At 44.7% G+C, this 26,684-nt stretch carries 24 protein-coding genes; all 24 read left to right on the top strand.

Features of this window, described 5'->3' with window-relative positions:
* The first annotated feature begins 27 nt into the window (after positions 1–27).
* The 24 genes from G414_RS0105030 to rplS all read left to right on the top strand — a co-directional run bounded on the left by G414_RS0105030 (position 28) and on the right by rplS (position 26,550).
* Complete coding sequence (locus G414_RS0105030) at positions 28–1,038, top strand: class I SAM-dependent methyltransferase (RefSeq protein WP_022791762.1); 1,011 nt, start codon at positions 28–30, stop codon at positions 1,036–1,038.
* 126 nt (positions 1,039–1,164) lie between these two features.
* Complete coding sequence (gene priA / locus G414_RS0105035) at positions 1,165–3,585, top strand: primosomal protein N' (protein WP_022791763.1); 2,421 nt, start codon at positions 1,165–1,167, stop codon at positions 3,583–3,585.
* A 43-nt stretch (positions 3,586–3,628) separates the two neighbouring features.
* Positions 3,629–4,582 (top strand): methionyl-tRNA formyltransferase, encoded by a 954-nt coding sequence (fmt, locus tag G414_RS0105040; RefSeq protein ID WP_022791764.1) that lies wholly within the window; start codon positions 3,629–3,631, stop codon positions 4,580–4,582.
* Positions 4,575–5,951, top strand: a complete 1,377-nt coding sequence (gene rsmB, locus G414_RS0105045; protein WP_022791765.1) for a 16S rRNA (cytosine(967)-C(5))-methyltransferase RsmB — start codon at positions 4,575–4,577, stop codon at positions 5,949–5,951. Before fmt ends, rsmB begins: the two co-directional genes overlap by 8 nt.
* A gap of 38 nt (positions 5,952–5,989) precedes the next feature.
* Positions 5,990–6,733, top strand: a complete 744-nt coding sequence (locus G414_RS0105050) for a Stp1/IreP family PP2C-type Ser/Thr phosphatase (RefSeq protein ID WP_022791766.1) — start codon at positions 5,990–5,992, stop codon at positions 6,731–6,733.
* Positions 6,733–8,484, top strand: a complete 1,752-nt coding sequence (pknB, locus tag G414_RS07330; RefSeq protein ID WP_022791767.1) for a Stk1 family PASTA domain-containing Ser/Thr kinase — start codon at positions 6,733–6,735, stop codon at positions 8,482–8,484. Before G414_RS0105050 ends, pknB begins: the two co-directional genes overlap by 1 nt.
* A 12-nt stretch (positions 8,485–8,496) precedes the next feature.
* On the top strand, positions 8,497–9,411 hold the full coding sequence (gene rsgA, locus G414_RS0105060) for a ribosome small subunit-dependent GTPase A (RefSeq protein ID WP_022791768.1): 915 nt from the start codon (positions 8,497–8,499) through the stop codon (positions 9,409–9,411).
* Between the two features lie 35 nt (positions 9,412–9,446).
* Positions 9,447–10,106 (top strand): ribulose-phosphate 3-epimerase, encoded by a 660-nt coding sequence (gene rpe / locus G414_RS0105065; protein ID WP_022791769.1) that lies wholly within the window; start codon positions 9,447–9,449, stop codon positions 10,104–10,106.
* A gap of 36 nt (positions 10,107–10,142) precedes the next feature.
* Complete coding sequence (locus G414_RS0105070) at positions 10,143–10,817, top strand: thiamine diphosphokinase (protein ID WP_022791770.1); 675 nt, start codon at positions 10,143–10,145, stop codon at positions 10,815–10,817.
* A gap of 106 nt (positions 10,818–10,923) precedes the next feature.
* Positions 10,924–11,124: a 50S ribosomal protein L28 gene (gene rpmB, locus G414_RS0105075; protein WP_022791771.1), complete on the top strand. Its 201-nt coding sequence runs from the start codon at positions 10,924–10,926 to the stop codon at positions 11,122–11,124.
* 160 nt (positions 11,125–11,284) lie between these two features.
* Positions 11,285–11,647 (top strand): Asp23/Gls24 family envelope stress response protein, encoded by a 363-nt coding sequence (locus G414_RS0105080; RefSeq protein ID WP_022791772.1) that lies wholly within the window; start codon positions 11,285–11,287, stop codon positions 11,645–11,647.
* A gap of 24 nt (positions 11,648–11,671) precedes the next feature.
* The gene (locus tag G414_RS0105085) at positions 11,672–13,366 is read left to right on the top strand and encodes a DAK2 domain-containing protein (RefSeq protein WP_022791773.1); all 1,695 of its coding nucleotides are present in this window, start codon (positions 11,672–11,674) and stop codon (positions 13,364–13,366) included.
* 64 nt (positions 13,367–13,430) lie between these two features.
* Entirely contained in the window at positions 13,431–15,473 is a 2,043-nt protein-coding gene (gene recG / locus G414_RS0105090; protein WP_022791774.1) for an ATP-dependent DNA helicase RecG, read from the top strand.
* 166 nt (positions 15,474–15,639) lie between these two features.
* Complete coding sequence (gene plsX / locus G414_RS0105095) at positions 15,640–16,695, top strand: phosphate acyltransferase PlsX (protein WP_022791775.1); 1,056 nt, start codon at positions 15,640–15,642, stop codon at positions 16,693–16,695.
* Between the two features lie 3 nt (positions 16,696–16,698).
* Positions 16,699–16,947, top strand: a complete 249-nt coding sequence (locus G414_RS0105100; RefSeq protein ID WP_022791776.1) for an acyl carrier protein — start codon at positions 16,699–16,701, stop codon at positions 16,945–16,947.
* A gap of 129 nt (positions 16,948–17,076) precedes the next feature.
* On the top strand, positions 17,077–17,787 hold the full coding sequence (gene rnc, locus G414_RS0105105) for a ribonuclease III (protein ID WP_022791777.1): 711 nt from the start codon (positions 17,077–17,079) through the stop codon (positions 17,785–17,787).
* Between the two features lie 34 nt (positions 17,788–17,821).
* Entirely contained in the window at positions 17,822–21,379 is a 3,558-nt protein-coding gene (gene smc, locus G414_RS0105110; RefSeq protein ID WP_022791778.1) for a chromosome segregation protein SMC, read from the top strand.
* A 7-nt stretch (positions 21,380–21,386) separates the two neighbouring features.
* Complete coding sequence (gene ftsY, locus G414_RS07335; protein WP_022791779.1) at positions 21,387–22,562, top strand: signal recognition particle-docking protein FtsY; 1,176 nt, start codon at positions 21,387–21,389, stop codon at positions 22,560–22,562.
* 1 nt (position 22,563) lies between these two features.
* Positions 22,564–22,905, top strand: coding sequence for a putative DNA-binding protein (locus tag G414_RS0105120; RefSeq protein ID WP_022791780.1), 342 nt, complete (start codon positions 22,564–22,566; stop codon positions 22,903–22,905).
* Positions 22,906–22,910: 5 nt separating this feature from the next.
* Positions 22,911–24,356 carry a signal recognition particle protein gene (gene ffh / locus G414_RS0105125; protein WP_022791781.1) on the top strand — a complete coding sequence of 482 codons (1,446 nt, stop codon included), beginning with the start codon at positions 22,911–22,913 and terminating at the stop codon, positions 24,354–24,356.
* 90 nt (positions 24,357–24,446) lie between these two features.
* Positions 24,447–24,719 carry a 30S ribosomal protein S16 gene (rpsP, locus tag G414_RS0105130; protein ID WP_022791782.1) on the top strand — a complete coding sequence of 91 codons (273 nt, stop codon included), beginning with the start codon at positions 24,447–24,449 and terminating at the stop codon, positions 24,717–24,719.
* A 111-nt stretch (positions 24,720–24,830) separates the two neighbouring features.
* Positions 24,831–25,334 carry a ribosome maturation factor RimM gene (gene rimM, locus G414_RS0105135; protein WP_027694555.1) on the top strand — a complete coding sequence of 168 codons (504 nt, stop codon included), beginning with the start codon at positions 24,831–24,833 and terminating at the stop codon, positions 25,332–25,334.
* 1 nt (position 25,335) lies between these two features.
* Positions 25,336–26,076: a tRNA (guanosine(37)-N1)-methyltransferase TrmD gene (gene trmD / locus G414_RS0105140; protein WP_022791783.1), complete on the top strand. Its 741-nt coding sequence runs from the start codon at positions 25,336–25,338 to the stop codon at positions 26,074–26,076.
* Between the two features lie 117 nt (positions 26,077–26,193).
* Positions 26,194–26,550, top strand: a complete 357-nt coding sequence (rplS, locus tag G414_RS0105145) for a 50S ribosomal protein L19 (protein WP_022791784.1) — start codon at positions 26,194–26,196, stop codon at positions 26,548–26,550.
* Positions 26,551–26,684 lie beyond the last annotated feature (134 nt).

Consider the following 26,684-nt stretch of genomic DNA (forward strand, 5'->3'; position numbering starts at 1 on the left):
TAGGATAGAATAGAGATGGGGCAGAGCATGTTTGAACAAATTGAACAGGCAGTGAACGAATTAGCAACAGGAATGGAAGCTATTGCAACGAGTGAAGACGTATCCGCCATTGAAAGTGTTATCACGTTATTTGGCGTGATGCTAGGGCAAGCGGATGAAGACTTTACTGCCTTGCCAATAGCAACGCAGACAGTCGTTAAGAAGGCTGTTTTGGAGAGCAAGTTTAATGACTTGAGTCCAGAACTTAAACGACAGGTGCTACAATTACTCTTGGTTAAAATGATGAAACAAGATGGTCTGCCCGCAAATTATCAGATTACCCCCGATGCCATTGGCATTTGGGTAGCTTTTTTTGCCCAGACATTTTTAGCACCTCAAAAAAAGCATCATCTACTAGACTTAACGGTGGGTTCAGGTAACCTGCTAGCTACGGTTCAGTTAGCATTAGCTCAGCGGGGAGATTCAGTTTCAGTGACTGGCATTGATAACGATGATACAATGTTAACTTTGGCTTCCGGTGTAGGGGCCTTATTAGATTTGCATTGGCATCTTTATAATCAAGATGCGGTTGCCTTTCATGAGTCAATTGCCTTGCAAGACTTAGTAGTAGCTGATTTACCAGTGGGATTTTATCCCTTAACGGCCAGTGAGACCAGTCAGGTAGCGGCAACTGAGGGGTTGACTTATGTCCATCATTTATTGATTGAAAAGGCAGTTACGATGTTACGCCCGGGCGGCTTAGGCTTATTATTAGTTCCTGCTTCCATTTTTGAAAGCGAGCAGGCAGCAATCCTTTTGAAGTATTTGCAAAGTCAAGATGTCTTATTCCAAGGGCTAGTTCAATTTCCTGAGAAGTTATTTGCTAATCAACAAGCGGCTAAGGCCTTGTTGATTATTCAACGGAATGGGGCCCAAGCTAAGCAAGCTGAACCTGCTATGCTGGCTAAGGCACCGGCCGTTACTGATAAGGCAGAAAACGAACATTTTGTAAGTGAAATGACGAAGTGGATGGTAACAAATCGATTGACTAAAAATTAATACCTAGTTTAGGGAACGGCATACTTAGGCGGTCGTTCCCTTTTGTTTACTAACAATTATTCGCCGGAGTTAATAAAAATTTGATACAATAAAGATATGTAACGACTAAAAAGGGGGTATAGGGCAATGGAAGCACAAATAGTAGTAGATGTCCCAACGATGCAGACCAACCAGCCCTATACCTACCATGTAGCAGAACGTTTTGAGACCGTAATTGAGCCAGGAATGCGGGTCATCGTGCCTTTTGGTCGAGGTAATCGCCAAGTACAGGGCTTTGTCATCAGGCTTATGGATGATGACAGTCATCAGCATGAACTTAAAGACATTACGGATTTGGTAGATTTGGATGCGGTGTTAACGGATGAACTATTAATTTTGGCTGATTGGCTGGCAAAGCGTAACTTTGCCTTTTCTATTAGCATCCTACAGGCCATGTTGCCCAATGTAATGCGGGCAAAGTACCACAAAACAATGCAGGTTGTGGACCGAAAACGAGTGATGGCAGAGCCAGATTTGCTAACGATTTTTAATGATTTTGATGAAGTCGATGAGGAGCAGGTTAGCCTTTCTAAGGAACAGCTGACTGGGATCCACAAACTGTTAAAACAAGGGGCCCTAAAGATTGGTTATCAGGTACAAAATCGAGCCCGGGCAAAGCGGGTCTTGGCAGTCAAGCCCCTTAAGACACCAAAAGAGTTGGCACAGTTACGGCAAATACTAAGACCCAATGCACGTCAACAAGCATGTTTGTTAACTTATTTAATGCAGGCAAAGGATGAGTTTGTACCGCAACACTTGGTGGTCGAGCAGACCGGTGTGAGTCAGGCAACATTTAAAGCGGCCCAGGCACATGGTTGGATTGACCGTCAGATGATGGAAGAGTACCGCCTACCTAAGTTAACTACGCCGATTGAAACAACTCGCCCGTTAGTGCTAAACCAGCAACAACAAGCAGCGTATGATCAGTTAAGCGGAACTTTAGGGACGACAACCAGTGATACCTTTTTATTGGAAGGTATCACCGGCTCTGGGAAAACAGAAATCTATTTACAGGTAATGGCCAAAGCTATAGAACAGGGACAGACAGCGATGATGTTAGTTCCTGAGATTACCTTGACCCCCCAGATGGTGCGTCGTGTTAAAGGACGTTTTGGACAGACTGTGGCAGTTTTGCACAGCGGTCTATCTGATGGTGAACGTTATGATGAGTGGCGTCGTGTTAAACGGGGTGAGGCCAAGGTTGTCGTTGGCGCCCGATCAGCAGTTTTTGCGCCCTTGACCAATATTGGTGTCATTATTATTGATGAAGAACATGATGCATCATATAAGCAAGAGGATAATCCACGTTATCATGCTCGTGATGTTGCACGTTGGCGAGCTGACTGGCACCATGCAACCCTCATTTTAGGCTCAGCAACGCCTTCCTTGGAGAGCCGAGCTCGTGCACAAAAGGGGATTTACCAGCTTTTACAGTTGACAGAACGGGCCTTAACGAGCAGTTTGCCAAGTGTTTCGATAGTCGATATGCGGACGACCATTAAAAACGGCGGGGATGACTTGTTCTCTCCTGAATTGTTAGCTGGTATTCAAGAACGCTTAACTAAGCAAGAACAATCAGTGCTGATGTTAAACCGTCGCGGTTATGCAAATTATTTAAACTGTCAGGCCTGTGGGTACAAACCAACTTGTGTCAATTGTGATTTAGTTCTGACGTTGCATGCGGCTCAACATGAATTAGTATGTCATTATTGTGGCTATCATATACCTGTACCACCTGTTTGTCCCAATTGTGGCGCCCCCCGCTTGCGCCCCTTTGGTACGGGCACTGAAAAAGCAGAGGAACGTTTGCAAGCATTATTTCCCGATGCACGCATTTTACGAATGGATTTTGATACAACACGCAAGAAAGGCGCAGTTGATAAATTGTTGACGACATTTGGCAAGGGCCAGGCAGATATCTTATTAGGTACGCAGATGATTGCTAAAGGCCTTGATTTTCCAGCCGTGACCTTAGTGGGCGTTTTAAATGCCGATACGTCGCTAGCTTTACCTGACTTTAGGGCTGCCGAACGGACCTTTCAGTTGTTGGCGCAAGTAGCTGGGCGAGCTGGACGAGCAGATAAACCGGGGCAGGTTATTATTCAAACCTTTAATCCAGATCATTATGCGATTCAATATGCTAAGCATCATGATTATGAAGGCTTTTATCAGCAAGAAATGCAGTTGCGACATACTTGGCAGTATTCACCTTTTTTCTTTACCATTCAATTGAAAATTGGACATGAAAAGCAGGCCGAGGCTGCTAAAATTGCCTATCAATTAGCCGATTGGTTAAAACCTTATTTAGGTCCGCAAACAGTTATGCTAGGGCCTTCAGCTGGTTCAGTTGCTCGTCTTAAAAACAAGTACTATTTTAGGATTGTGATTAAGTATCGGGACGGTAAAACACTATTGCCAGCGTTAAGTGAATTGATGCAAACGGGGCAAGAATTGCAGCGCCAACATGCGACCTTAACCATTGACCGTGACCCCATGACCTTTGTTTAGCAGATACTGCTAGCTTAGGTATACATAGATGAAGGAGTAGAAGATGACAACCAAAATTCTTTTTATGGGTACACCACATTTTGCGGTACCTATTTTACAGGCATTGTTAGCTGAACCAAGTTATGATGTTGTAGCGGTGGTAACACAGCCTGACCGTCCTGTAGGGCGCAAACACGTTTTAACCCCATCGCCGGTTAAAGAGGCTGCCCTGACAGCTGCTTTGCCCGTTTATCAACCAGAAAAGTTAAGCGGGTCAACGGACTTAGAGACGTTAGTTAATTTGAAGGTTGACCTGATTATCACAGCTGCTTATGGACAATTTTTACCAACTAAGTTGTTAAATTCAGCTCAAATTGCTGCTATTAATGTGCATGCCTCGCTTTTACCCAAATATCGGGGAGGGGCGCCAATTCACTATGCACTTCTTAATGGCGATAGTGAAACTGGGGTCACCATTATGTACATGGTTAAGGCCATGGATGCAGGTGATATTCTCGCCCAGGCTCGATTGGCCATAGAGCCCAATGAAACGACGGGTGAATTATTTACGAAATTGAGTCTGTTAGGCCGTGATTTATTGTTGGCCACCCTACCAAAGTTGGTTACGGGTCAACTAACGGGCCAGCCACAGGATGAAGCCGCTGTTGTCTTTGCCCCCAATATTAAACCGGAAGAGGAAGTGTTAGATTTTAGTCAATCAGCACAGGCTATCCATAATCATGTACGCGCGCTTAATCCATTTCCGATTGCTCATACCAAGCTACAAGGGGTTCGAACTAAAATTCATAAGACGCATCTGGTAGCTGAAAAGACGGATTTGCCTGCGGGTACAGTTGTTAAAAAGACGAAAAAGGAACTCTGGCTAGCTGCTGGCGATGGCCATGTCTTAGCCCTTGATGAAGTGCAACCTGCTGGCAAGGCTAAGATGCCAATTCCCGCGTATTTAAATGGCCATGCTCATTTTACAGAAGGTGATGAGGTGATTTCTGATGACTAAGGGTAAGTATCAGGCAGTGCAAACTTTTGAATTGGCTGATCCAAGAGCGATGGCAGTACGCACGCTAGAGCGGGTTCATGATGGGGCTTATTCAAACCTGCAATTAGATGCAATGATTAAACGGAGTCATTTAACTGAGCGTGATGTTCATTTTATGACGAACCTGGTCTATGGGGTAATTCAACATCGCTTAACTTTAGACTATTGGTTAGGCCATTTTGTTAAACAAAGCAATCAGCTTGATCCTTGGGTACGTGAATTATTATTCCTTGCGCTGTATCAATGGCAATTCTTAGATAAGGTGCCCCAACATGCCATTTTCGATCAGGCAATTGAATTGGCCAAGCGGCGAGGCCACGCAGGAATTCGTAAATTTGTGACGGGAGTTTTACATGCGATGGACCGGCAAGGCTTACCTGCCTTAACGGCCATTAGTGACCCAACAGAACGGCTAGCAATTACCTATTCCTTGCCACAATGGCTAATGCAACGTTTAATCGATGATTATGGGTCCGCGCGGGCAGAAAAAATTGCCGCCTCGCTTAATCAAGCCCCAGCGCAGTCAGTACGAGTGAATACTGCTGAAATGACAGTTGCACAAGCACAAGCTGAACTAGAACAGGCGGGCTTTACGGTTACCCCCTCGCTACTTAGTCCAGTGGCCCTTCGTTTAACTGGTGGTGGCCACATTAGTGAATCGGTTGCCTTTCAATCAGGAAAAATTACGATTCAAGATGAGGCAGCTACCTTGATGGTACCAAGTCTGGACGTAAAACCAGGCATGCGTGTACTAGATGCTGCAGCGGCACCGGGCGGTAAAACAACCCAAATTGCCACCTATTTGGACGCACAAGCAGGTGGTGTGGTTGAAGCTTTGGATATCCACCCCCATAAGGTGGACTTAATTCAAGCCAATGCTAAACGTTTACACGTTGCTGATCGTATTCATGCACGGGCTTTAGATGCGCGTCAAGTTGATCAACAGTTCGCTGATAATAGTTTTGATCGCATATTAGTGGATGCACCTTGCTCAGGATTAGGTTTATTACGGCGTAAACCAGAAGTACGCTATGAAAAGCACCTGGCTGATAGTTATGCCTTACAAAAGGTACAATTAGCCATTCTTGATGCGGTAGCCTCTATGTTAAAAGTTGGGGGGCGCTTAGTTTATGGAACCTGTACCGTATTGACCATTGAAAATGATGATGTAGTGGCTGCTTTTATTGCGCGTCATCCAGAATATCGACTGGTACCAACTTATGTTGATAAGGACCGTTCGTTGACTGATAAGCAAGGCCTAGTCCATATTTTGCCTGATCAGTACCAGACAGATGGATTTTTTATTGCAACCTTGGAGCGAATTAAGTAGGAATCACGACTGTAGCAGTGAGTTGAAGGGATAGAAATATGAAAATTGCATATGCGTCAGATCGGGGACGGGTTAGGTCAACCAATCAAGATTATACAGGCGTCTTTATTAATAAAGTTGGCACTCAGTTAGCGATTGTGGCTGACGGAGTTGGTGGAGAAAATGGTGGTGATGTAGCCTCAACAATGGCGGTGTCACATTTAGGTAATGAATGGCAACAAACTGGGATTAATGACTTAGCGGCTGCTCAAGCCTGGGTTAAGGATTATGTAAGTTCAGAAAATGAAACGATTGTGCAAGCAGCCAAACGCTATAAAACGTTACAGGGTATGGCGACGACGATTGTAATGGCCGTGATTTTGCCAGACCGAGTTGGCATTGCTAATCTAGGTGATTCGAGGGCCTATTTGATTCGCCAACAAGCAATAACACAATTAACTGAAGATCATAATTTAGCCGAAGAACTTGTGCAACATGGCGCAATTACCCCGGCGCAAGCACGCAAGCACCCTGGCAGGAACGTCATTACCCGTCAGCTAGGTGCTGATACAGTAACGGATGTCGACTGGTTTGAATTACCCTTGCAAGCAGGTGACTACTTGTTAATGACGAGTGATGGCATGGTTAAACATCTTGATAACCGGGCTATTTTACAAAGCATATTAGCAGGTGGGGATGGTTTGGAAACGACAGTAAAAACGTTGATTGAACAAACTAATCAAGCTGGTGGTTCTGATAATATTACCGTGCTCCTTGGTTACCAAGAAAGTGAGGGACAATGATGCAAAGCGGAGAAATAATCGGTGGGCGCTATCAGATTATTGCCCCCCTAGGTGAAGGGGGCATGGCAAATGTTTATCGTGCCTTTGACATTATCTTAGGCCGCGAAGTTGCCTTGAAAATTATGCGCCTTGATTTACGTGATGATCCAATTGTTCAGCGCCGATTTGAAAATGAGATTAGGGCATCAACTGAATTGGTAAATCCCCACATCACCCAAGTCTACGATTATGGAGATGAAAACGGCACCCAGTATCTGGTAACAGAGTACGTTGCGGGAACAGACTTAAAACGCTATGAACTTGCTAATTACCCACTGGCATTGACGAAAGTAGTCAATATTATGAGCCAGATCCTTGAAGGGGTGCAGGCGGCGCATGATGAAAAGATCATTCATCGTGACTTAAAACCGCAAAACATTTTAATGGCCTTAGATGGAACGGCTAAAATTACTGATTTTGGGATTGCACGCGCACAATCCTCATATGGAATGACCCAAACGAATACGGCGATTGGCTCCGTACGCTATATGGCACCAGAACAAGTAAGAGGTGATCGGGCAACGCCCCAAAGTGATATTTATTCGTTAGGGATTATGCTATTTGAAATGCTAACCGGCCATGTTCCCTATGATGGTGAAACCTCTGTTGCGGTAGCTGTTAAGCACACTACGGAAAAGATGCCCTCAGTTCGAGAACGTGATCCGCGAATTCCACAAGCATTAGAAAATGTTGTGATGAAAGCGACGGCCAAAAATCCATTGGATCGATACAGTTCAGCAGATGAGATGCGAGCCGATTTAGCAACTGCTTTAGCCCCGGAAAGACTTACCGAGGCTAAGTGGGTAGCACCACATGAGTTAGAGGATGATGAAAAAACAAAGGTGCTACCAATTAAGCACGCTAACCAGGTTGACCATGGCATGCAAAAGCAAATGACGACGACAGTTGCGACCCAGGCTAAACAAAGTGCCGTCAAAGGTAATCAAGAAGTACCGCCAGCTCAAGTAAAACAGAAACATGATCTTAGAAAAAAGCGCTTCCGACGTTTTGGTTTAGGAATTTTAATAACACTGTTGGCTCTTTTAGTGGGCTTTGTGGTCTATGGGGCCTTGCAGCCAAATAAAATTACGGTGCCTGACTTGCGTAATGAGAGTTTGACCAGTGTTAAGGCTGAGTTAAAAGAAGATCATTTAACTTTAGGCCAGGTAAAACGGGTTTACTCGGACGATGTGAAAACAGGACACGTAATTTCTTCATCACCTAAGGCTGGAAAAGTAGTGAAACAGGCTGCCAAAATTGATTTAGTTATATCAAAGGGCAGTAAAAAAGTCCGGTTTGGCGATTACACGAATGAAAATTATGATACGGTAAGCGAGCAACTAAGAACCAAAGGCTATTCAGTGACAACCAGACGTCAGGCGTCAGGAAATGTGCCGGCTGGTTATATTATTGATCAAAATATTGATCCAAATAAGCTAGTGGTACCAGCGAAAACAGCGGTTATATTCACTATATCGACTGGACCTGCCTACCGTGTGCCAAATATCACGAAGTCGTCAAGTAGCCAACAGTCTTCTTCAGTCAAGGCATCAGAAGATCAATCATCGACCCCATCTGAGAAGGCCAATCAAGATAAGAATCAGGATGGTGCTGTGACCGATCCTAGCAAGCCGACGGACTCACAGGCAGAACCAACAAATCCAACGTCCCCTAGTGAGGACTCTGATAAGTCAAACCCACAAGGACATTAAGGAGTAAATGAAATGGCTAAGTTACATGGTCAAATTTATTTGTCATTGGCAGGTTATTATGATGTTAAGACCGCCGATGGACAGTTATATCGTACCCGAGCCCGGGGAAACTTTCGTAAGCGAGCCATTAAACCTTTGGTGGGCGATTTCGTTGACTTTTCAGTTGAGCCACCTGAAGATGGCATGATATTGAGTATCGACGATCGTAAAAATAGTTTAGTTCGGCCACCAGTAGCAAATGTTGATCAGGCAGTGGTGGTGACATCAGTGAAAATACCAGAGTATTCTAGTAGCCTCCTTGATCGACAATTAGTGGCCCTAGAGGAAAGACAAATTGCACCGATTATCTACTTTTCTAAAACGGATTTGTTAACGGAAAGTGAATATCGAAAGTTAGCGTTGATTGCTGATGGTTACCGTAAAATTGGGTATCCGGTTATTTTGCCTAAGGCGAGCTTTGATGAGCCAAGCTTGGATATGTTACGTGGCTTTTTACCAAACAAGTTGACTGTGATTATGGGTCAAACGGGTGCCGGTAAAAGTACACTGTTAAATCATTTGGTCCCAGGCTTAAATTTGGCAACCGGAGAAGTCTCGCAAGCCTTGATGCGAGGCAAGCATACGACCCGTCAGGTTGGCCTTTTGACTATGTTTGATGGCTTGGTAGCTGATACACCGGGTTTTTCCTCCTTTGAGGTATTTGATATGGAGGCCCGTGACCTTACCCATTATTTTCCGGAATTTGTAAGGCTTGGTGTCTACTGTAAGTACCGTGGCTGTGTGCATTTGAAGGAACCCGGTTGTGCAGTTAAACCAGCGGTCAAGGCGGGTGACGTGATGACGTCCCGTTATACGGATTATCAGGAATTTTATGATTTGATTGAAGGTAGACGGCCGGTCTATAATAAACATGATAAGAAACATTAATGTCGCATTGAAATTACCAGAACAGGAGAAGTAAGATGTCAATTAAAATTGCCCCATCTATTTTATCAGCGGATAAGTTGAACCTTGAACACGATGTGAAGCTAGTTGAGGAAGCAGGTGCTCAGTTATTGCATGTGGACGTCATGGATGGCCTTTTTGTACCAGCCATTGCATATGGACCAGCCTGGGTAAAGGAATTACGGGCCAAGACGAATTTAATTTTGGATGTGCATTTAATGGTGGAGCGTCCAGAACGTTACATTGATACTTTTGCTGAGGCCGGAGCAGATATTATCGGTGTGCATGTTGAAGCAACGCAACACATCTATCGGGCTTTGCAACAAATCAAACAAGCAGGGGTTAAAGCAGAAGTTGTTATCAACCCTGGTACTCCAATATCGACCATTGAAACTGTCTTACCAATTGTGGACCAGGTGCTGGTGATGACGGTTAATCCTGGCTTTGGTGGTCAAACCTTTATTCCAGCTATGTTAGACAAAGTAGCTGCTCTAGCCGCCCTTAAGCAAGAGAAGGGTTATACGTTTGATATTGAGATTGATGGTGGAGCTAATGACGTAACCACTAAGCAAGCCTATGATACTGGGGCAACAGTAGTTGTGGCTGGTTCATACGTTTACGATAAGGTTGACCCAGCAGCTAAAATTGCAAAGTTGCAGGCTGTGACAGCAGATTAATAAGTTGTGCACCTGAGTGAAGATAGAGGGACAAGGATGGAAAAGATGCGTTTATTGGTTGGCGGTCCAATGTCTGAATGGCCGGCTGACCTTGCTAATGGTCGCCTTGATGGTCCTTGGGCTGCGGCAGACCGTGGAGCAGTGCGTTTACTAGCCCTAGGACAAACACCAGTGTTAACAGTTGGTGATTTTGATTCAATGACAGCCAGTGAACGGGCAACCATTTTACCCCAACTGCCCTTGGTTGTGTCAGCCCATGCTGAAAAGGATGAGACGGACACCCAGTTGTTGTTGCGCTTAGTTTTTGAACGTTATCATCCAGCTGAAGTTGAGCTTTATGGGGCAACTGGCGGTCGGCTAGATCAATTGTTGTCGAATCTGTGGATTTTTGCTCGTCCTGATTTGGCTCCTTATGCACCGCGGGTACGTATTATTGATCGTAGCAATGTGGTAACTTTTTATTTACCAGGACGGCATAAGCTTAAGAAGTTGCCTGAAATGACCTATTTAGGTTTTATGAATTTGACCCCCGTGACGGGGCTGTCACTGCTTGATGAAAAATATCAGTTATTAAACTGGTCTGGTGATCCTGTTTCATGGTCGTCCAACGAGTTTGTTGGACAAGTTAACCAATTTTCCTTTCGCTCAGGGGTGGTAGCCGTCATTCAAAGTCGGGATATCACGGGTCAAACAGGAGATGAAATCCTGTAAAGTAAAAATACTTTACACAAAACACTTGCACTTGTGCGGCGCTTTTGATATTATTATTCAGGTAAACAAAAGGCCTGAAAAAGGCTTAAGATTGGAGGGTAAACTTATGGCAGTTGATGCAGTCAACGGAAAGCATACTCGCTTTGGTAACCAACGCTCGCACGCCCTTAACTCAAGTCGTCGGAGCTGGAAGCCTAACTTGCAAAAAGTAACGGTTAAGATTAATGGTTCAGCACCTAAGAAGGTGTACTTGTCAGCTCGTACTTTGAAGGCTGGTTTAAAGAACGGATCAATTGAGCGTGTTTAAGAACGTTTATGAAGAAAAAAGCTACCAGCTGGTAGCTTTTTTCTTTATCCGGCCTCGTAAATGGGCTAGAATAGTAACATGTCGGTCAAAGGTTTATCTTTTACTGGCTATGAACTAGTATGATAAAATAGAGGCAGTTTTATACGGAGGTCATATCATCATGGCAGTAAAAATTCAAACGACTAAGGGTACCATCGAGATTGAAAATGATGTTATCGCAATGATTGTGGGCGGTGCAGCTACTGATAATTACGGGGTAGTAGGCATGGCCAGTCAAAACCCATTACGAGATGGTGTGAATCAAATTTTAAATGGTGATAACTACGCCAAGGGAGTCGTGGTTCGCCAAACTAGCAACGGCGTCGCAGTTGATGTCTTTATTGTAGTGGGTTATGGGATGAAAATTTCAGAAATTTCAAAAAGTGTTCAAGCGCGGGTTAAAAACGATCTTAACATGATGTTGGGGATTGTGGCTGATGAGGTTAATGTAACCGTTCAAGGCGTTCGCATGTTAGAAGACTAAGGACACGCATAAAGGAGTCAAATTGTGGAAGTTGTGACAGAAATTACCAATGTTGAATTTGGTAAGATGATTAATGCTGCAGCCAGCGCGCTGCAACAAGATGCCGAAAAAATTAATAAGTTAAACGTTTTTCCAGTCCCCGATGGCGACACAGGTACCAACATGACCTTATCGATGGTTAGTGGGGCTGACTATGAACGGGCAGAAGAGGATACTAACCTAGGAAGTTTGGCGCGAGCAACGTCAAAAGGATTATTAATGGGGGCCCGTGGAAATTCGGGTGTCATTTTATCACAGATTTTTCGTGGCTTTGCTAAGTCGGTAGCGGATAAGGAAACGTTATCTGCCCGTGACTTTGCCGATGCGTTAATGCTAGGGGCGCAGACTGCTTATAAAGCGGTGATGAAGCCGACTGAAGGTACTATTTTAACAGTCATTCGTGAGGCAGCTTCTGCCGCCAACCAAATGGCTAAAGAGTCGACAAATGTTGTTGAAGTGGCGAAGGCTGCCTATGATGCGGGGGAAGCTGCTTTACAAACAACACCCGACTTATTGCCTGTATTGAAGGAAGTTGGGGTTGTTGATTCTGGTGGCCAGGGATTGGTCATTGTTCTAGGTGCCTTTTATGCTGCCCTTTCAGGACAAGAGATTGCTAATAATGAAGTCGATAATGCCGGCCTTGAAGCGATGATTCAGTCCTTGCATAATGCAGGTGTCCAAGGGGACTTAGACCCAGCTGACATTAAGTATGGTTATTGTACTGAAATTATGGTTGATATTGCCCAGGGAACTACCTATGATCAGCCTTTTGATTATGATACCTTCTATAATCACCTAGCCGAGTTGGGTGATTCCCTGCTGGTTATTAATGACGATGAGGTCGTGAAGGTGCATGTGCATACAGAACAACCTGGTGAAGTGCTTTCTTGGGGAACTCATTTTGGTTCTTTGCATAAGGTCAAGGTAGACAATATGCGTAACCAACAAATTGAAGCTGCTAAGGCCGCAGATGAGGAACGTCAGCGGGCTAGTCAAGCTCAAGGAACTCAACGTCCACAGGCGAAGTTAGCTGTGGTAACTGTTGCTTCAGGTGCAGGGTTACAAGAGTTATTTTATCAAGCTGGGGCTACCGTTGTTTTGGATGGTGAACAAGCCCCTTCAACGCAAGATCTAGTGGCCGCGGTTAAGCAAACGGGAGCTGAGCGAGCAATTATTTTGCCTAATGATGGGAATATCTTTATGGCAGCTGATCAGGCTGTTCAGTTGACAGGCATTCCAACGGCAGTTGTACCAACTAAAACGGTTCAGCAGGGAATGACGGCCATGGTAGTCGGTTATAATCCAGAAGGTGAACTGGAGACGACGGTGCGGGCGATGACGGATGCTTCGGCAGATGTCTTGTCTGGGGCGGTAACGGTTTCAGTACGTGATACAACTTTGAATGGCTTGGTCATCCATCAAGGAGATGCAATTGGCCTTTTGGACCATACTATTGTGGCTGCCCAGCCAGATGCGGATGTTTTAGCTGCTGCTAATGCCTTAGTGGCCAAAATGTTAGATGATGATGCAGAATTGTTGACTATTTATTATGGAAGCCAAGCCGACGCGCAATTAGCCGACGCAGTTAAAGAAGCAGCCTTAGCCCAAGATGATGAATTAGAAGTTGAAGTCTATGATGGTGGCCAAGCGCTTTATCCTTTGCTATTGTCGGTGGAATAAACGACTTAGGACAGAGAGTTAGCCCCTTGGGTTAGCTCTTTTTTACTTAGCAAGGAGGAAAACAATGGCAACGTTACTTGATTCAGTTGGCACCCTGACTGGAGTAGGCCCAAAGCGTGAAAAGGCTTTAAATGATTTAGATATATTTACGATTGCAGATCTCTTAGCCTATTACCCGCATCGTTATCAAGACCTGGCTGTCAAGGGACCTAGCGAAGCGGTTAATGGTGAGAAGGTAACGTTCAAAGGGCTGGTAACGTCAGATCCAGTGGTTACCCACTTTGGCCGAAAAAAATCACGTTTACGGTTTAGAATGACCATTGATCAGGCTACTATTATGGTGAGCTTTTTTAATCAGCCTTGGTTGGGTAAGCAAATAACCATGGGGCAGGAACTTGCTGTTTATGGAAGTTATGATCAGCCCAGACAGACGTTAAATGGAATGAAGGTGATAGCGAAAGCTGCTGATGATGAAACGGGAATGGCAGCTATTTACCCCACTAATAAAGCCATTAAACAAAAAACCATTAAAGAATTAGTTGATCAAGCCTTGCAGCGCTATGATCAAGCCTTGCACCAGGAGGTAATTCCACAGGCAATTCGCCGCCGTTATCGCTTGTTACCCCATTATGAAGTGGTTTATGGGATGCATCAGCCAATTAATGCTGAACAAGCACAGGCAGCTAGAAGAACAGCCTCTTTTGAAGAGTTTTTTATTTTTCAGATGCGCCTTCAATTGATTAAGCAAATGGATGCGCGCCAGCAAGGACGTCCCGTCTTGTTTAATAATGATCAGTTAAAGGCGTTGATTAGCACGTTACCCTATGAGTTAACATCTGCCCAAAAACGGGTAGTGAATGAAATTTTACGGGATATGCGACGGCCATTACATATGAACCGTCTGTTACAAGGGGATGTTGGGTCTGGAAAGACAGTGGTAGCGGCATTGGCAATGTATGCTGCAATTACCGCTGGAAAACAGGCTGCGCTAATGGCACCAACAGAAATTTTAGCGCAACAACATGCCAAAACAATTGGCTCCTTCTTTGACCCTAAACAAGTGCGGGTGGAGTTGTTGACCAGTTCAACGAGGGCAAGTGAGCGCCGACAAATTCTAGCTGATCTCCTGGCTGGCGAGATTGATATTTTAGTTGGCACGCATGCCTTAATTCAACCTGATTTGGCCTTTCATAATCTAGGCTTAGCAGTCATTGATGAACAACATCGGTTTGGCGTAAAGCAGCGCTCTACCTTACGTGAAATTGGTATGAATCCTGACATTTTGGCGATGACGGCGACCCCTATCCCTAGAACGTTGGCGATTACGGCCTATGGGGAAATGGATGTATCAGTGATTGATCAGTTGCCAGCTGGTCGTAAGCCAGTCCAGACCAAGTGGTTACGGAAGAGTGAATTGGATGAGCAGCTAACCTTTATCAAAGACCAGTTAGCCGCTGGGGCGCAGGCTTACGTGGTGACACCTTTGATTGAAGAGTCAGAAACCTTAGATGTGCAAAATGCACAGGCCGTTTACCAAGACTTAGCCCAAACGTTTGGACCAGAATATAAAGTTGGTCTCTTACATGGTCGGATGACAAATCCGGATAAGGAGGCCGTAATGGCAGCCTTTAAAGCCAATCAATTTCAGGTGCTAGTAGCAACAACGGTAGTCGAGGTGGGCGTGGACGTGCCGAATGCAACCGTGATGTTAATTTTGGATGCTGATCGCTTTGGCTTATCTCAACTCCATCAACTGCGGGGGCGTGTAGGACGTGGACAGCGACAGTCTTATGCCTTCTTAGTTAGTAATCCCAAGACTCAGTATGGTGTAGACCGTATGCAAGCAATGGTCAAAACAAATGATGGGTTTGTTTTAGCTCAAAAGGACTTGGAATTACGTGGGGCTGGTGATATCTTAGGTAAACGTCAATCAGGCGTACCTGAATTTAAAGTTGGTGATCCCGTGGCAGATATGCAGATGATGACGATTGCCCAGGAAGAGGCGATGCAGGTCCTTGATCAGCCAGATTGGGATCAGGATCCTGAAATTAAAGCGCTGGTTGAGTTGTTAGATGAAACCATGGCCCGCTACCGACACTTTGATTAAGCTAATTAGTTAACCAGTGTACAGCTTGTAATCTTGGTTATGAAAGGCTAGAATGTGACTATTGCCTGGCTTGGAATTAGCTCATTTGCTTAATTTAAGATGAGTCTATATAATGTAACAGGTTGTACAAACGATAACAGAAAGTAGATAGTCTAGAGGAGTAACTATGTATAAAATTGCGATTGATGCCATGGGTGGTGACAATGCGCCAGCGGCGATTGTGGCTGGAGTTGAACAGGCCCGTGACAGCATGCCAAATGTGATCTTTCAATTATTTGGAGATCAGGCGCAAATTAAACCTTTAGTCAAAAATACAGCGCAACTTGAATTTATCCAAGCTGATGAAACCATTATGATGGGTGAAGAACCCGTTAGAGCAATTCGTAAAAAGAAGCAAAGTTCAATGGTGCTTGCTGCTCAGGCAGTTAAACAAGGGCAAGCGCAAGCTTTGTTTTCAGCTGGTAATACTGGTGCGCTCTTGGCGAGTGGTATCTTTATTGTAGGCCGCATTAAAGGGGTTGATCGGCCAGCCCTGATGACGACATTGCCGGCTTTTGAAGGACCACATGAAGCCTTTGTGATGATGGATGTGGGAGCCAATGCTGAAAACAAGCCAGCCCATCTGTACCAATATGGGGTTCTCGGCTCCTTTTATGCACAAGAAATTTTACGGTATGCTAAGCCACGCGTTGGCTTGCTTAATAATGGGACCGAACCAGATAAGGGTGATGCCCTTCATAAGAGTGCCCACGCACTATTAACTGAGGGTCATCAAGCTGGTTACATCAACTTTGTGGGCAATGTGGAATCGCGTGACCTTTTGCGCGGACCAGCCGATGTGGTGGTGGCTGACGGCTTTTCTGGCAATGCCACCCTTAAAGCAATCGAAGGTACTGCTCAGACCTTGCTCCATCTTTTGAAGGATACCATGCTAAATCATGGGTTAAAGGAAAAAGTAGGGGGCTTGCTATTGAAGCCAGCTTTGAAACAGTTAGCCAGTCGGCTTGATTATTCACAGTATGGTGGTGCAGTCGTCGTTGGGGTACAAGCACCGGTGGTTAAAACCCATGGTTCTGCCAACGCCGGCGAAGTGAAGAATACCTTAATTCAGATTGATCAAATGTTAGAGGCTGATTTAACAGGACATATTACGCGTTTTGTAGCAGAGCATGCGGGTGAGTTGAATGGACAGGCAGCAGCCAATCAGGGAGAGGAGCGTTAACTAATGGAACGAAAAGATGTATTTAATAAGGTAGCAGCTTTAGTAGCTGACCACTTTGAATTGGATCCTAAAACAGTTACTGAGGGAATGAATTTGCAAAGTGATGTTGATGCTGATTCCATTGATTTTGTAGAGCTTATTTTAGAAATGGAAGATGAGTTTGATGCCAATATTTCAGATGATGATGCTGCACAATTGATTACGATTGCGGATATTGTCAATTACATTATGGAGCAAGGTCAAACAAAATAAGGCTTTAGATGACCAGTGGTCACCGTCAGTATACAATGCTGGCCGGTGACCACTGGTTTTTTCTTTGACATGCCGTTGTACCTATAATTCTGGTATAATTAATAAATATAGTGCATTGAGGAGGAGCGAATGTTTACTGAGTTACAAAAAAGTTTAGCTAGTCGTTATCAAATTCATTTTAACGATGTTGAACTGTTGGCTGAAGCCTTAACGCAAGCTAATTATATTAATGAACACCCTGATTATCAGGGCCACGATTATCAGCGTTTAGAATTTTTAGGGGATGCCGTGATGCAACAATCAACGGCGGTTTACTTATTTAAACGTTATCCAGATTGGGATGAAGGCCAGCTAACAGAATTACGGATTGCCATGGTTCAGACCCGGTCATTTGCTGCTCTTTCACGGGAATTGCATCTTGATCAGTATATTTTATTGGGTCGAGGTGAGGAACTATCAGGCGCCCGCCAACGGGACTCACTTTTAGAAGATATCTGGGAAGCCTTTATTGGCGCCCTATATCTTGATCAAGGTCAGACGGTTGTCATGGATTTCTTAGAAAAAATAATGTTTGCCAAAATTGATGAAGGTTTCTATGATCAATTTGTCGATTATAAGTCGAAATTACAAGAATGGTTACAAAAGTCTGGAGCAGTTACTATTCAGTATGTACGTTTAGCTGAAGAACCGCTGGCTAATAATGATCAATTATTTGTTGTGGAAGTAATGGTTAATGATCAGGTATTAGCTAAAGGGAGTGGTAAGTCAACTAAGGCAGCTGAAAAAGAGGCTGCAAAAAAAGCCTATCAGCATTTAATGGCCAAAGGGCATGATAATTAAGTGATTGATACTGCTAAAGAGTTAGGTAGACGGAATGAAACTGAAGACGTTGGAAATTAGTGGGTTTAAATCTTTTGCCCAAAAAACAAAGATTGATTTTATGCCTGGTATTACAGGGGTCGTTGGACCCAATGGTTCTGGAAAGTCTAATATTATTGAGGCCATCCGTTGGGTCATGGGGGAACAATCTGCTAAAGGCTTACGTGGTGATAAAATGGCTGATGTTATTTTTGGTGGCACCGCTGATCGTAAGCCCTTAAACCGGGCCCAAGTGATCATCACCTTCGATAATAGTGATCACTATTTGCAGACAGATTATACGGAGATTCAAATTGCTCGGACACTCTATCGAACCGGTGAATCAAAGTATCAAATTAATGGCACCACGGTGCGGCTGCGTGATATTCAAGAATTGTTTATGGATTCGGGACTCGGTCGCGAGAGCTTTTCCATTATTTCGCAGGGACGAGTTGAACAGATTTTTAGTGCTAAACCTGCTGATCGCCGGGCAGTCATTGAAGAGGTCGCAGGTGTTTATAAATATAAGCAAAATAAAGACAAAGCTACCGCAGAGCTATCGGGCGTTCAAGACAAATTGGACCGTGTGCAGGATATTTTGTTTGAAATTAGGCAGCGGTTAGAGCCCCTAGCTCAACAAAGTGCACAAGCCCAAGACTATTTAACCCAAAAGGCGGAGTTTGACCAGTTAGATCAAGCGCGTTTAGTTTTGGCCATTCAAGATGGGCGACAAGCAGCAGGACAATTAGCTAACCAGCAGGCAGATTACGAGGGACAGTTGGCAACGTTACACCAGATCATTTTAGATTTGGAAGCAGACTTAACTGCTCAAAAGCAAGCGCGACAGGAACTGACAACTAAACGGCAAACCGCTCAGACGGAATTACTAGCAACAGCAACACGGGTTGAACAATTGTTGGGTGAACAAAAGTTACAAGCTGAACGCCAGACTAGTCGAAGTCAAGCCAGTCATGATTTAGCCGCCGAAATTGAAAAAACAAAAGCCAATCAGGTTTATTGGCAACAAACAATTCAAGAACGCCAAGCTGAAATTGACTTACAGTTGGAAAAAACAGCGACGCTAACTGAGCAAGTTAAACGGATAAAAAACCAGCTAAAGGCGCTTGATGCACAAACCCTGCAGACTGAAATTGATCAAAAACGCAGCGTTTTGGTAGAACAGATGCAACGGGTAGCGACCCTTAAAAATCAGGCTGTTTTTCTCAAACAAGAATATCAACGGCAGACTGTGCAAAGCGAACGCTTGCATAAACAGCTAGCAGAGGTAAACCAGGCCCTTACTAAGGTTCAGGTCACTTTAGCCCAAGGGCAGGCAGATCTTGAACAGGCCAAAGCACAACAGCAAGCGCAAAAAGAAGCATTAGCCCAGGCACAACAGGCAGGTCAAAAACTGGAAAGCGATTTTCAAACAGCTCGTCAGACTTGGTATAACCAATTAGAAAAAGAGCAGCGGGTCCAAACCCGTTTGCAGACGTTAAAACATCTAGCTGACCAATATGAAGGATACTACCAAGGGGTTAAGCACTTAATGCAAGCACGTCAGCAATTTCCTGGTATTGCCGGGGTAGTTGCCGAACTCATTACGGTTCCTAAAGACCAGCAATTAGCCATTGAGACGGCCCTGGGGGGTGCTTTACAGCAGGTCGTTGTCGATCAGGCGACAACTGCTAAGACGGCGATTAAGTATTTGACTACGCATCGTTTAGGACGTGTGACCTTTTTACCGCTAAATACAGTTCGACCTCGTCACTTGGCGACTTCCTTATTAGAATCTGCCCAGGCTAGTGCTGGCTTTGTTGGGTTGGCGGCTGATTTAGTCACGGTAGCAGCTGAGTATCGGCCGGTAATTGCGCACCTCTTAGGCACAACGGTCATTGCACAAGATTTGACGACAGCGATGCCAATGGCTAAAGCCCTTTTACAACGGGTAAGAATTGTTACCTTAGATGGCCAAGTTATTAATGCGGGCGGTGCTATGACAGGTGGTGCTAATCGGCAGCAAGGCCAGGGATTGTTGAGTCAACGGCAGACGATTGATCAGTTGACTAAAGAAGGGCATCAGTTGGCGCAGCAAAGCCAACAAGCTGAAGAAAGGGTGCGCACGCTTGAGCACCAAGTTCAGGTAGCGGCCAAGGCCTTTAAAAAGCAACAAGCAGATTTATTGACGGTCAATGAAGACGTACAAAATTTAACCCATACCGTACAAAATGCAAAGGAAGAGCTAGCTCGTATGCAAAAGGAACGGGCAGCTTTGCATTTTGAATTAGAATCAAACGGCATTGAGTCAGAGGACGGTCATCGCCAACCTAATCATCAGGTTGAGTTAGAGACAGCCCAACAAGAGCAAGCAGACTTGCAGACAGACTTAGATCAGGCCTTGCAAAAGCAAGCGGCTGCTAGTCAGGCGCGCCAGCGTTATCAAGCAGAGTTAACTGAATGTGAAACAGAGTTGGCACGGGCAAAGGCTCAGTTAGAAGCAGCTCAAGTACGTAAAGCTGACAGCCAAAAGCAAGCTCAGCAGGCTCAAGAACGCATGGACAGTCTACAGAAACAGCGGGCCGATTTATCGGCTGATCAGGGACAGGTCCGGGCTAGAATTGAGCATGATTTAACTGAACAGACGACGAAAAAAGATGCGTTAACCGCACAGGTACAGGACCTAGATAAGCAGTTGGAAACTAAGGGTCAAACGATTGCCCAGGTGGAGTTAGCCTTGGAAAACAGGCGGCACCAGCAAGGAGACCTGATGACCAAGTCCAGTGAAGTCGCTAGGCAAAAAGCACAGGTTACGACTAACCTTGACCATGCACAAACGACATTACAAGAAGACTATGGCTTAGATTATGCAGCAGCCAAAGCTGCTGTCACGTTAACAATGCCACTGGCTGATATTGAAACCAAACTTAAGTTGCTTAAGCGGGGACTAGCGGATATCGGACCGGTTAACTTACAAGCCATCGACGAATACACTCAGGTTAAAGAACGATATGATTTTTTGGAGCAACAGCAGGCTGATTTGATTGAGGCCCGTGATAACCTAGAAGCAACCATGGGTGAAATGGATCAGGAAGTAAAGACGCGCTTTGCACAAACCTTTGCGGCCGTGGCCAAACATTTTGCCACTATCTTTGTTAAAATGTTTGGTGGTGGGCAAGCTGAACTCTTACTGACGGATCCAGACCATCTCCTAACCACGGGTGTTGATATTAAAGCGCAGCCACCAGGTAAGAAGTTTCAGCAAATGAGTTTATTGTCAGGTGGTGAACGGGCACTGACGGCAATTAGCCTTTTATTTGCGATTTTAGAGGTGCGACCAGTTCCTTTTGTGGTTTTAGATGAAACCGAAGCCGCCTTAGATGAAGCAAATGTGACGCGTTTTGCACAATACCTGCATGAAGTGAACGACCGGACACAATTTATTGTCATTACGCACCGTAAGGGGACCATGGCCAATGCAGATGTCTTATACGGAGTAACGATGCAAGAACCTGGAGTTTCAACAATGGTTTCAGTCGATTTAACTGAAGTTTTGCCTGCACAGCAGGAGGAATGAGGGAAGAATGGGATTATTTGATATATTTAAACGAAAGCCAACGACACAGCCAGTTGAGGTTGTCACGCTATATCCACAGCCAGTGGCGGCTAGTCAGGAACCAAGAATTCAAGTCGAAACGTTACAACCCCATCCAGGGCAGGCGATTAAAATTGATTTGCCAGCATTAGCTGTCGAAACTAGCAAGCAGGAAGTTGCCCAGCCGTTAGTAGACGAAAAAAGCCAATTAGATACTAAAGAGACGCTAGCAGAGCCTGACCTAGCAAGCGGATTAACTAAGACACGTCACACCTGGACTGAGCGCTGGAATCGATTTATGGCCAATTTCCGTCAAGTCGATGAGGATTTTTTTGATGATTTAGAAGAAACGTTAATTAGTGCTGATGTTGGGGCGCAGACGGCTGTCCAATTAACTGATGAATTGCGGGATGAAGTTAAGCTAAAAAATGCTAAAGGTCAGGCTGAAGTCTCACAAATCATTATGGATAAACTGATCGCTCTTTATCAGGCACAAGGGGTGACAGAAGATACGGATATGCACTTTGCTAAGCAAGGTCCAACGGTGATTCTCCTAGTAGGAGTTAACGGGGTTGGTAAGACAACGACCATTGGCAAATTATCAGCTCGTTATCGGGCCGAAGGGAAGAAAGTGCTTTTAGCTGCCGCTGATACTTTTAGAGCTGGCGCAACTGAACAACTTGTTGCCTGGGGCGAACGTAATCAAATTCCTGTGGTAACCGGAAAGGCGAAGTCTGATCCAGCCTCAGTGGTCTATGACGGGGTGGAGACAGCTATTGATCAAGGAGTTGATGTTTTGTTTGTTGATACTGCCGGCCGCCTACAAAATAATGTGAATTTGATGCAGGAATTGGCTAAAATGAAACGGATTATTTCCCGCTCCTTACCAGGACAACCAAGTGAAGTTTTATTAGTTTTAGATGCGACGACAGGGCAAAATGCCCTACAACAGGCCCGCTTGTTTAAGGATTCAACGGATGTCACAGGCATCGTCTTGACGAAATTAGATGGTACAGCCAAGGGCGGCATTATCTTACCCATTCGAAATGAATTGCACTTGCCCGTTAAATGGGTTGGTGTTGGTGAACAGGTAAGCGATTTGCAACCCTTTGATGCTGATGCCTTTGTTAAAGGTCTCTTCGGTGATTTAGTGGAGGGACATTAGCATGGAGTTGGCTAAAACGACGCGCTTAAACGTACTCTTTGATTTTTATCAGCCTTTATTGACCCAACGCCAAAATGATTATTTGGAGCTCTATTATGCTGATGACTTATCCTTGGGTGAAGTAGCGGAAGAATTTGCGGTTTCGCGTCAGGCGGTTTATGACAATCTAAAGCGCAGCACTCAACTATTAGAACAGTATGAGGAACGCTTACACCTCTATGCCGATTATCAAAAACGGCAAAGGGCAGCTAATAAAGTAAAGACGTATATTGAACAGACTTATCCAACTGATGCGGTGCTTCACCAGTTGGTGGATCAGCTTGTGACCTTAGAAGAGGAGTAGATAATATGGCATTTGAAGGCTTAACAGATCGCCTGCAAAAGGCATTAACGGGATTAAAACGCAAGGGTAAAGTGACAGAAGCCGATTTACGGGATAGCTTACGCGAAATTCGACTAGCACTGCTTGATGCCGATGTTAATTACACAGTTGTTAAGGAATTTATTCGTAATGTACGAGATAAGGCCAATGGGGCCAAGGTCCTTGAAGGTTTGAACCCAGCCCAACAAATTGTCTCGATTGTTAATGATGAGATGGTAGCCATGATGGGTGAAGAGGCAGTCTCACTTAACAAGGCCCCTAAGATTCCAACTGTTATTATGATGGTTGGTTTGCAGGGAGCTGGAAAGACCACGACGGCTGGAAAATTAGCCAAAAAATTAAAGGATGAGCAGGATGCTAGACCTTTGATGATTGCAGCTGACGTTTACCGACCCGCGGCTATTGAACAATTAAAGACGTTGGGCGCACAGATTGATGTACCCGTCTTTGATCAAGGGGTAGATGTCGACCCACGTGAAATTGTGCGTGCCGGGATGGCGTTAGCCCGTGAGCAAAAAAACGATTATGTTTTCATTGATGCGGCCGGACGTTTACAAATTGATGAAGCCCTTATGCAAGAGTTGGCTGATATTAAAGCAATTGCTCAGCCGGATGAAATTATGTTAGTTGTGGATGCCATGACGGGGCAAAACGCAACGGAAACAGCGCAAGGATTCAACGAACGTTTAGGCTTAACCGGGATTACCTTAACGAAGTTAGATGGGGACACCAGAGGTGGGGCAGCCCTTTCCATTCGGGCTGTTACCGGCACTCCAATTAAGTTTGTCGGGCAAGGCGAAAAGTTGACTGATTTGGATGTTTTTTATCCAGATCGGATGGCTAGCCGAATTTTGGGGATGGGGGATATTCTGACCCTCATTGAAAAGACGCAAAAAGAGTATGATGAAAAACAAGCCCAGGCGACGATGGAGAAAATGAAGGAAAATAGTTTTGACTTCAATGATTTCCTGACACAAATGGAGCAGGTCCAAAATATGGGGCCCATGGAAGATTTGATTAAAATGATCCCAGGGATGGCCAATAATCCGGCCCTTAAAAACGTTAAGATTGATCCAAAAGATATGGCCCATTTAAAGGCCATTGTGTATTCGATGACACCTGCTGAACGGGAGAATCCTGATTTACTAACCCCATCGCGACGTCGTCGATTGGCAGCTGGTGCTGGGCGTCCGATTGTTGAAGTTAATCGGATGATTAAGCAGTTTAACGAGATGAAGAAAATGATGAGTTCAGTCTTAAATGGTAATATGGCTGGCATGGAACAAATGATGGGCGCCATGGGCATGGGCGGTCAAGGTGCTGGTTCAGGTATGCAAGGTAAGATGGCTAACTTTGCCATGAAACAAATGGCCCGCCGGGTTAAAAAGAGTAAGCGTAAGCGCCGCAAATAATTTTAACCCTGTAAAGGTAAAACACTTTACACATTCTACATAACCTGGTATATTAATACTTGTAGAAAAACACTTGGAGGAATTTATTATATGGCTACGAAGATTCGTTTGAAGCGTATGGGTTCAAAGAAGCGCCCATTTTACCGGATTGTGATTGCTGACTCACGTGCACCACGTGATGGTCGGTTTATTGAAACGGTGGGAACTTACAACCCATTGCTTAACCCTGCTCAAGTTACCTTGGACGAAGAGGCAATTTTGAACTGGTTGAACACTGGTGCTCAACCTTCTGATACAGTAAAGAACTTGTTGTCTGATGCTGGTATCATGAAGAAGTACCACGAAGCAAAGTACAGCAAGTAACATAACATTAAAAGGCCACTCATTGAGTGGCCTTTTTTTATGTCTTTTAGGGAGATTGACGGGGTCCATGTTATACTTAACTATTGAATATGCCATAGAGGAGGAAGCAGGGTGACTTTATATAAAGTAGGAACCATTGTCAACACGCATGGGGTAAAGGGAGAAGTGCGGGTTATTCCGATTACAGATTTTCCAGAAGAGCGGTTTGCCGTCGGTGCAGAATTAGTAATCCAAGCCGAGCAGCACGTTACGGTAACGGTGGCTAGTATGCGGCAACACAAGCAGTTTATCTTATTAACCTTTGCGGGTTTGACTGATATCAATGCCGTTGAACACTATAAGGGAGATGATCTCTTGGCCGAGGGTGAAGCCAAGGTTGCGTTGCCTGCTGATAGTTATTTCTACCATGATATTATTGGTCTAGCAGTGGAGGATGCCGTAAGTGGTCAGCTCCTTGGTAAAGTTAAAGAAATCTTGAACCTACCAGCCAATGATGTTTGGGTAGTTGAAGATGAAACCGGTCAGGAAATCTATCTGCCTTACATTGAACAAGTTGTGAAGACCATTGATTTGACTAAGGGTGTGGCCCTGGTCACCCTGCCAGAGGAATTGTAGAATGCGAATTGATGTATTAAGTCTATTTCCAAATATGTTTGCGCCTTTACGCGAGTCAATTATTGGGAAAACGATTGAAAAAGGATTAGTAGATTTAGAAGTGACCGATTTTCGGGACTATACGACGAATAAGAACCATAAGGTTGATGATGAGATTTATGGTGGTGGCCAGGGGATGCTCTTAATGCCCCAGCCAATTTTTGATGCCATGGACGCGATTGAAGCAAAGGCTGGTAATCGCGGACGGGTTATTTTAATGGATCCAGCCGGAACCACATTTAACCAAGCCAAGGCAGAGGAATTAGCAAAAGAAGAGCATCTTACCTTTATTGCCGGGCACTATGAAGGTTATGACGAACGGATTCGTACCTTGGTTGATGATGAAATTTCCTTAGGTGATTTTGTCTTGACTGGGGGTGAACTTGGCGCCATGACGGTGATTGATGCAACGGTGCGGCTTTTAGCAGATGCTCTAGGGGATGATCGTTCGGCAGTAGATGAGTCTTTTTCAACGGGCTTGCTAGAATATCCCCAGTACACCCGACCAGCAGATTTTCGGGGCTTAACCGTACCCGATGTTCTCTTATCAGGACACCATGCTAACATTGCTCAATGGAAACATAAAGAAGCCCTGAAGCGAACTTACCTGCGACGACCCGACTTATTACAACAGTATCCTTTAACGACAACGGATAAGCACTTGTTGGCAGATATTAAAGCTGAGCTAAGCGAAAAGGATTAAAAACCCTTGCTAGCTGGCTATAAAAATGGTATATTACTAGTTGGTGTTTTCACCAAAAATAAAACCCGGTAATCCGCTGGCCACAAGGTGTAAGATTGTCGATGAGGAGATAAGATTATGCGTCAAAATGCTTTGTTAGAGAAGATCACAGCTGACCAGTTGCGTTCTGATATTCCAGACTTCCGTGCTGGAGATACAGTACGGGTACATGCACGAATCGTCGAAGGTTCACGTGAGCGTATCCAAATGTTCGAAGGGGTTGTCATTAAGCGTAAGGGAGCTGGTATTCAGGCTACTTATACTGTTCGTAAGATTTCGAGCGGTGTTGGGGTTGAGCGTACCTTCCCATTGCACTCACCACGGGTTGATAAGATTGAAGTTATTCGTCATGGTCGTGTACGGCGTGCTAAGTTGTATTACTTGCGTGCTTTGCATGGTAAGGCTGCCCGTATCCAAGAGGGACGTCGCAACTAGGTTTGACAATAAGCAAGAACGGTGCTGGTTTTCAGTGCCGTTTTTTTGTTAATTGATAACAAAGCCTTGTTTTTAGTGAATTAACATGATAGATTTTAGAAGGTTTTTGTTTAAATCAGAAAAGGGGTAGAACA

Source organism: Weissella halotolerans DSM 20190, from assembly GCF_000420365.1.
Taxonomy (GTDB): domain Bacteria; phylum Bacillota; class Bacilli; order Lactobacillales; family Lactobacillaceae; genus Weissella; species Weissella halotolerans.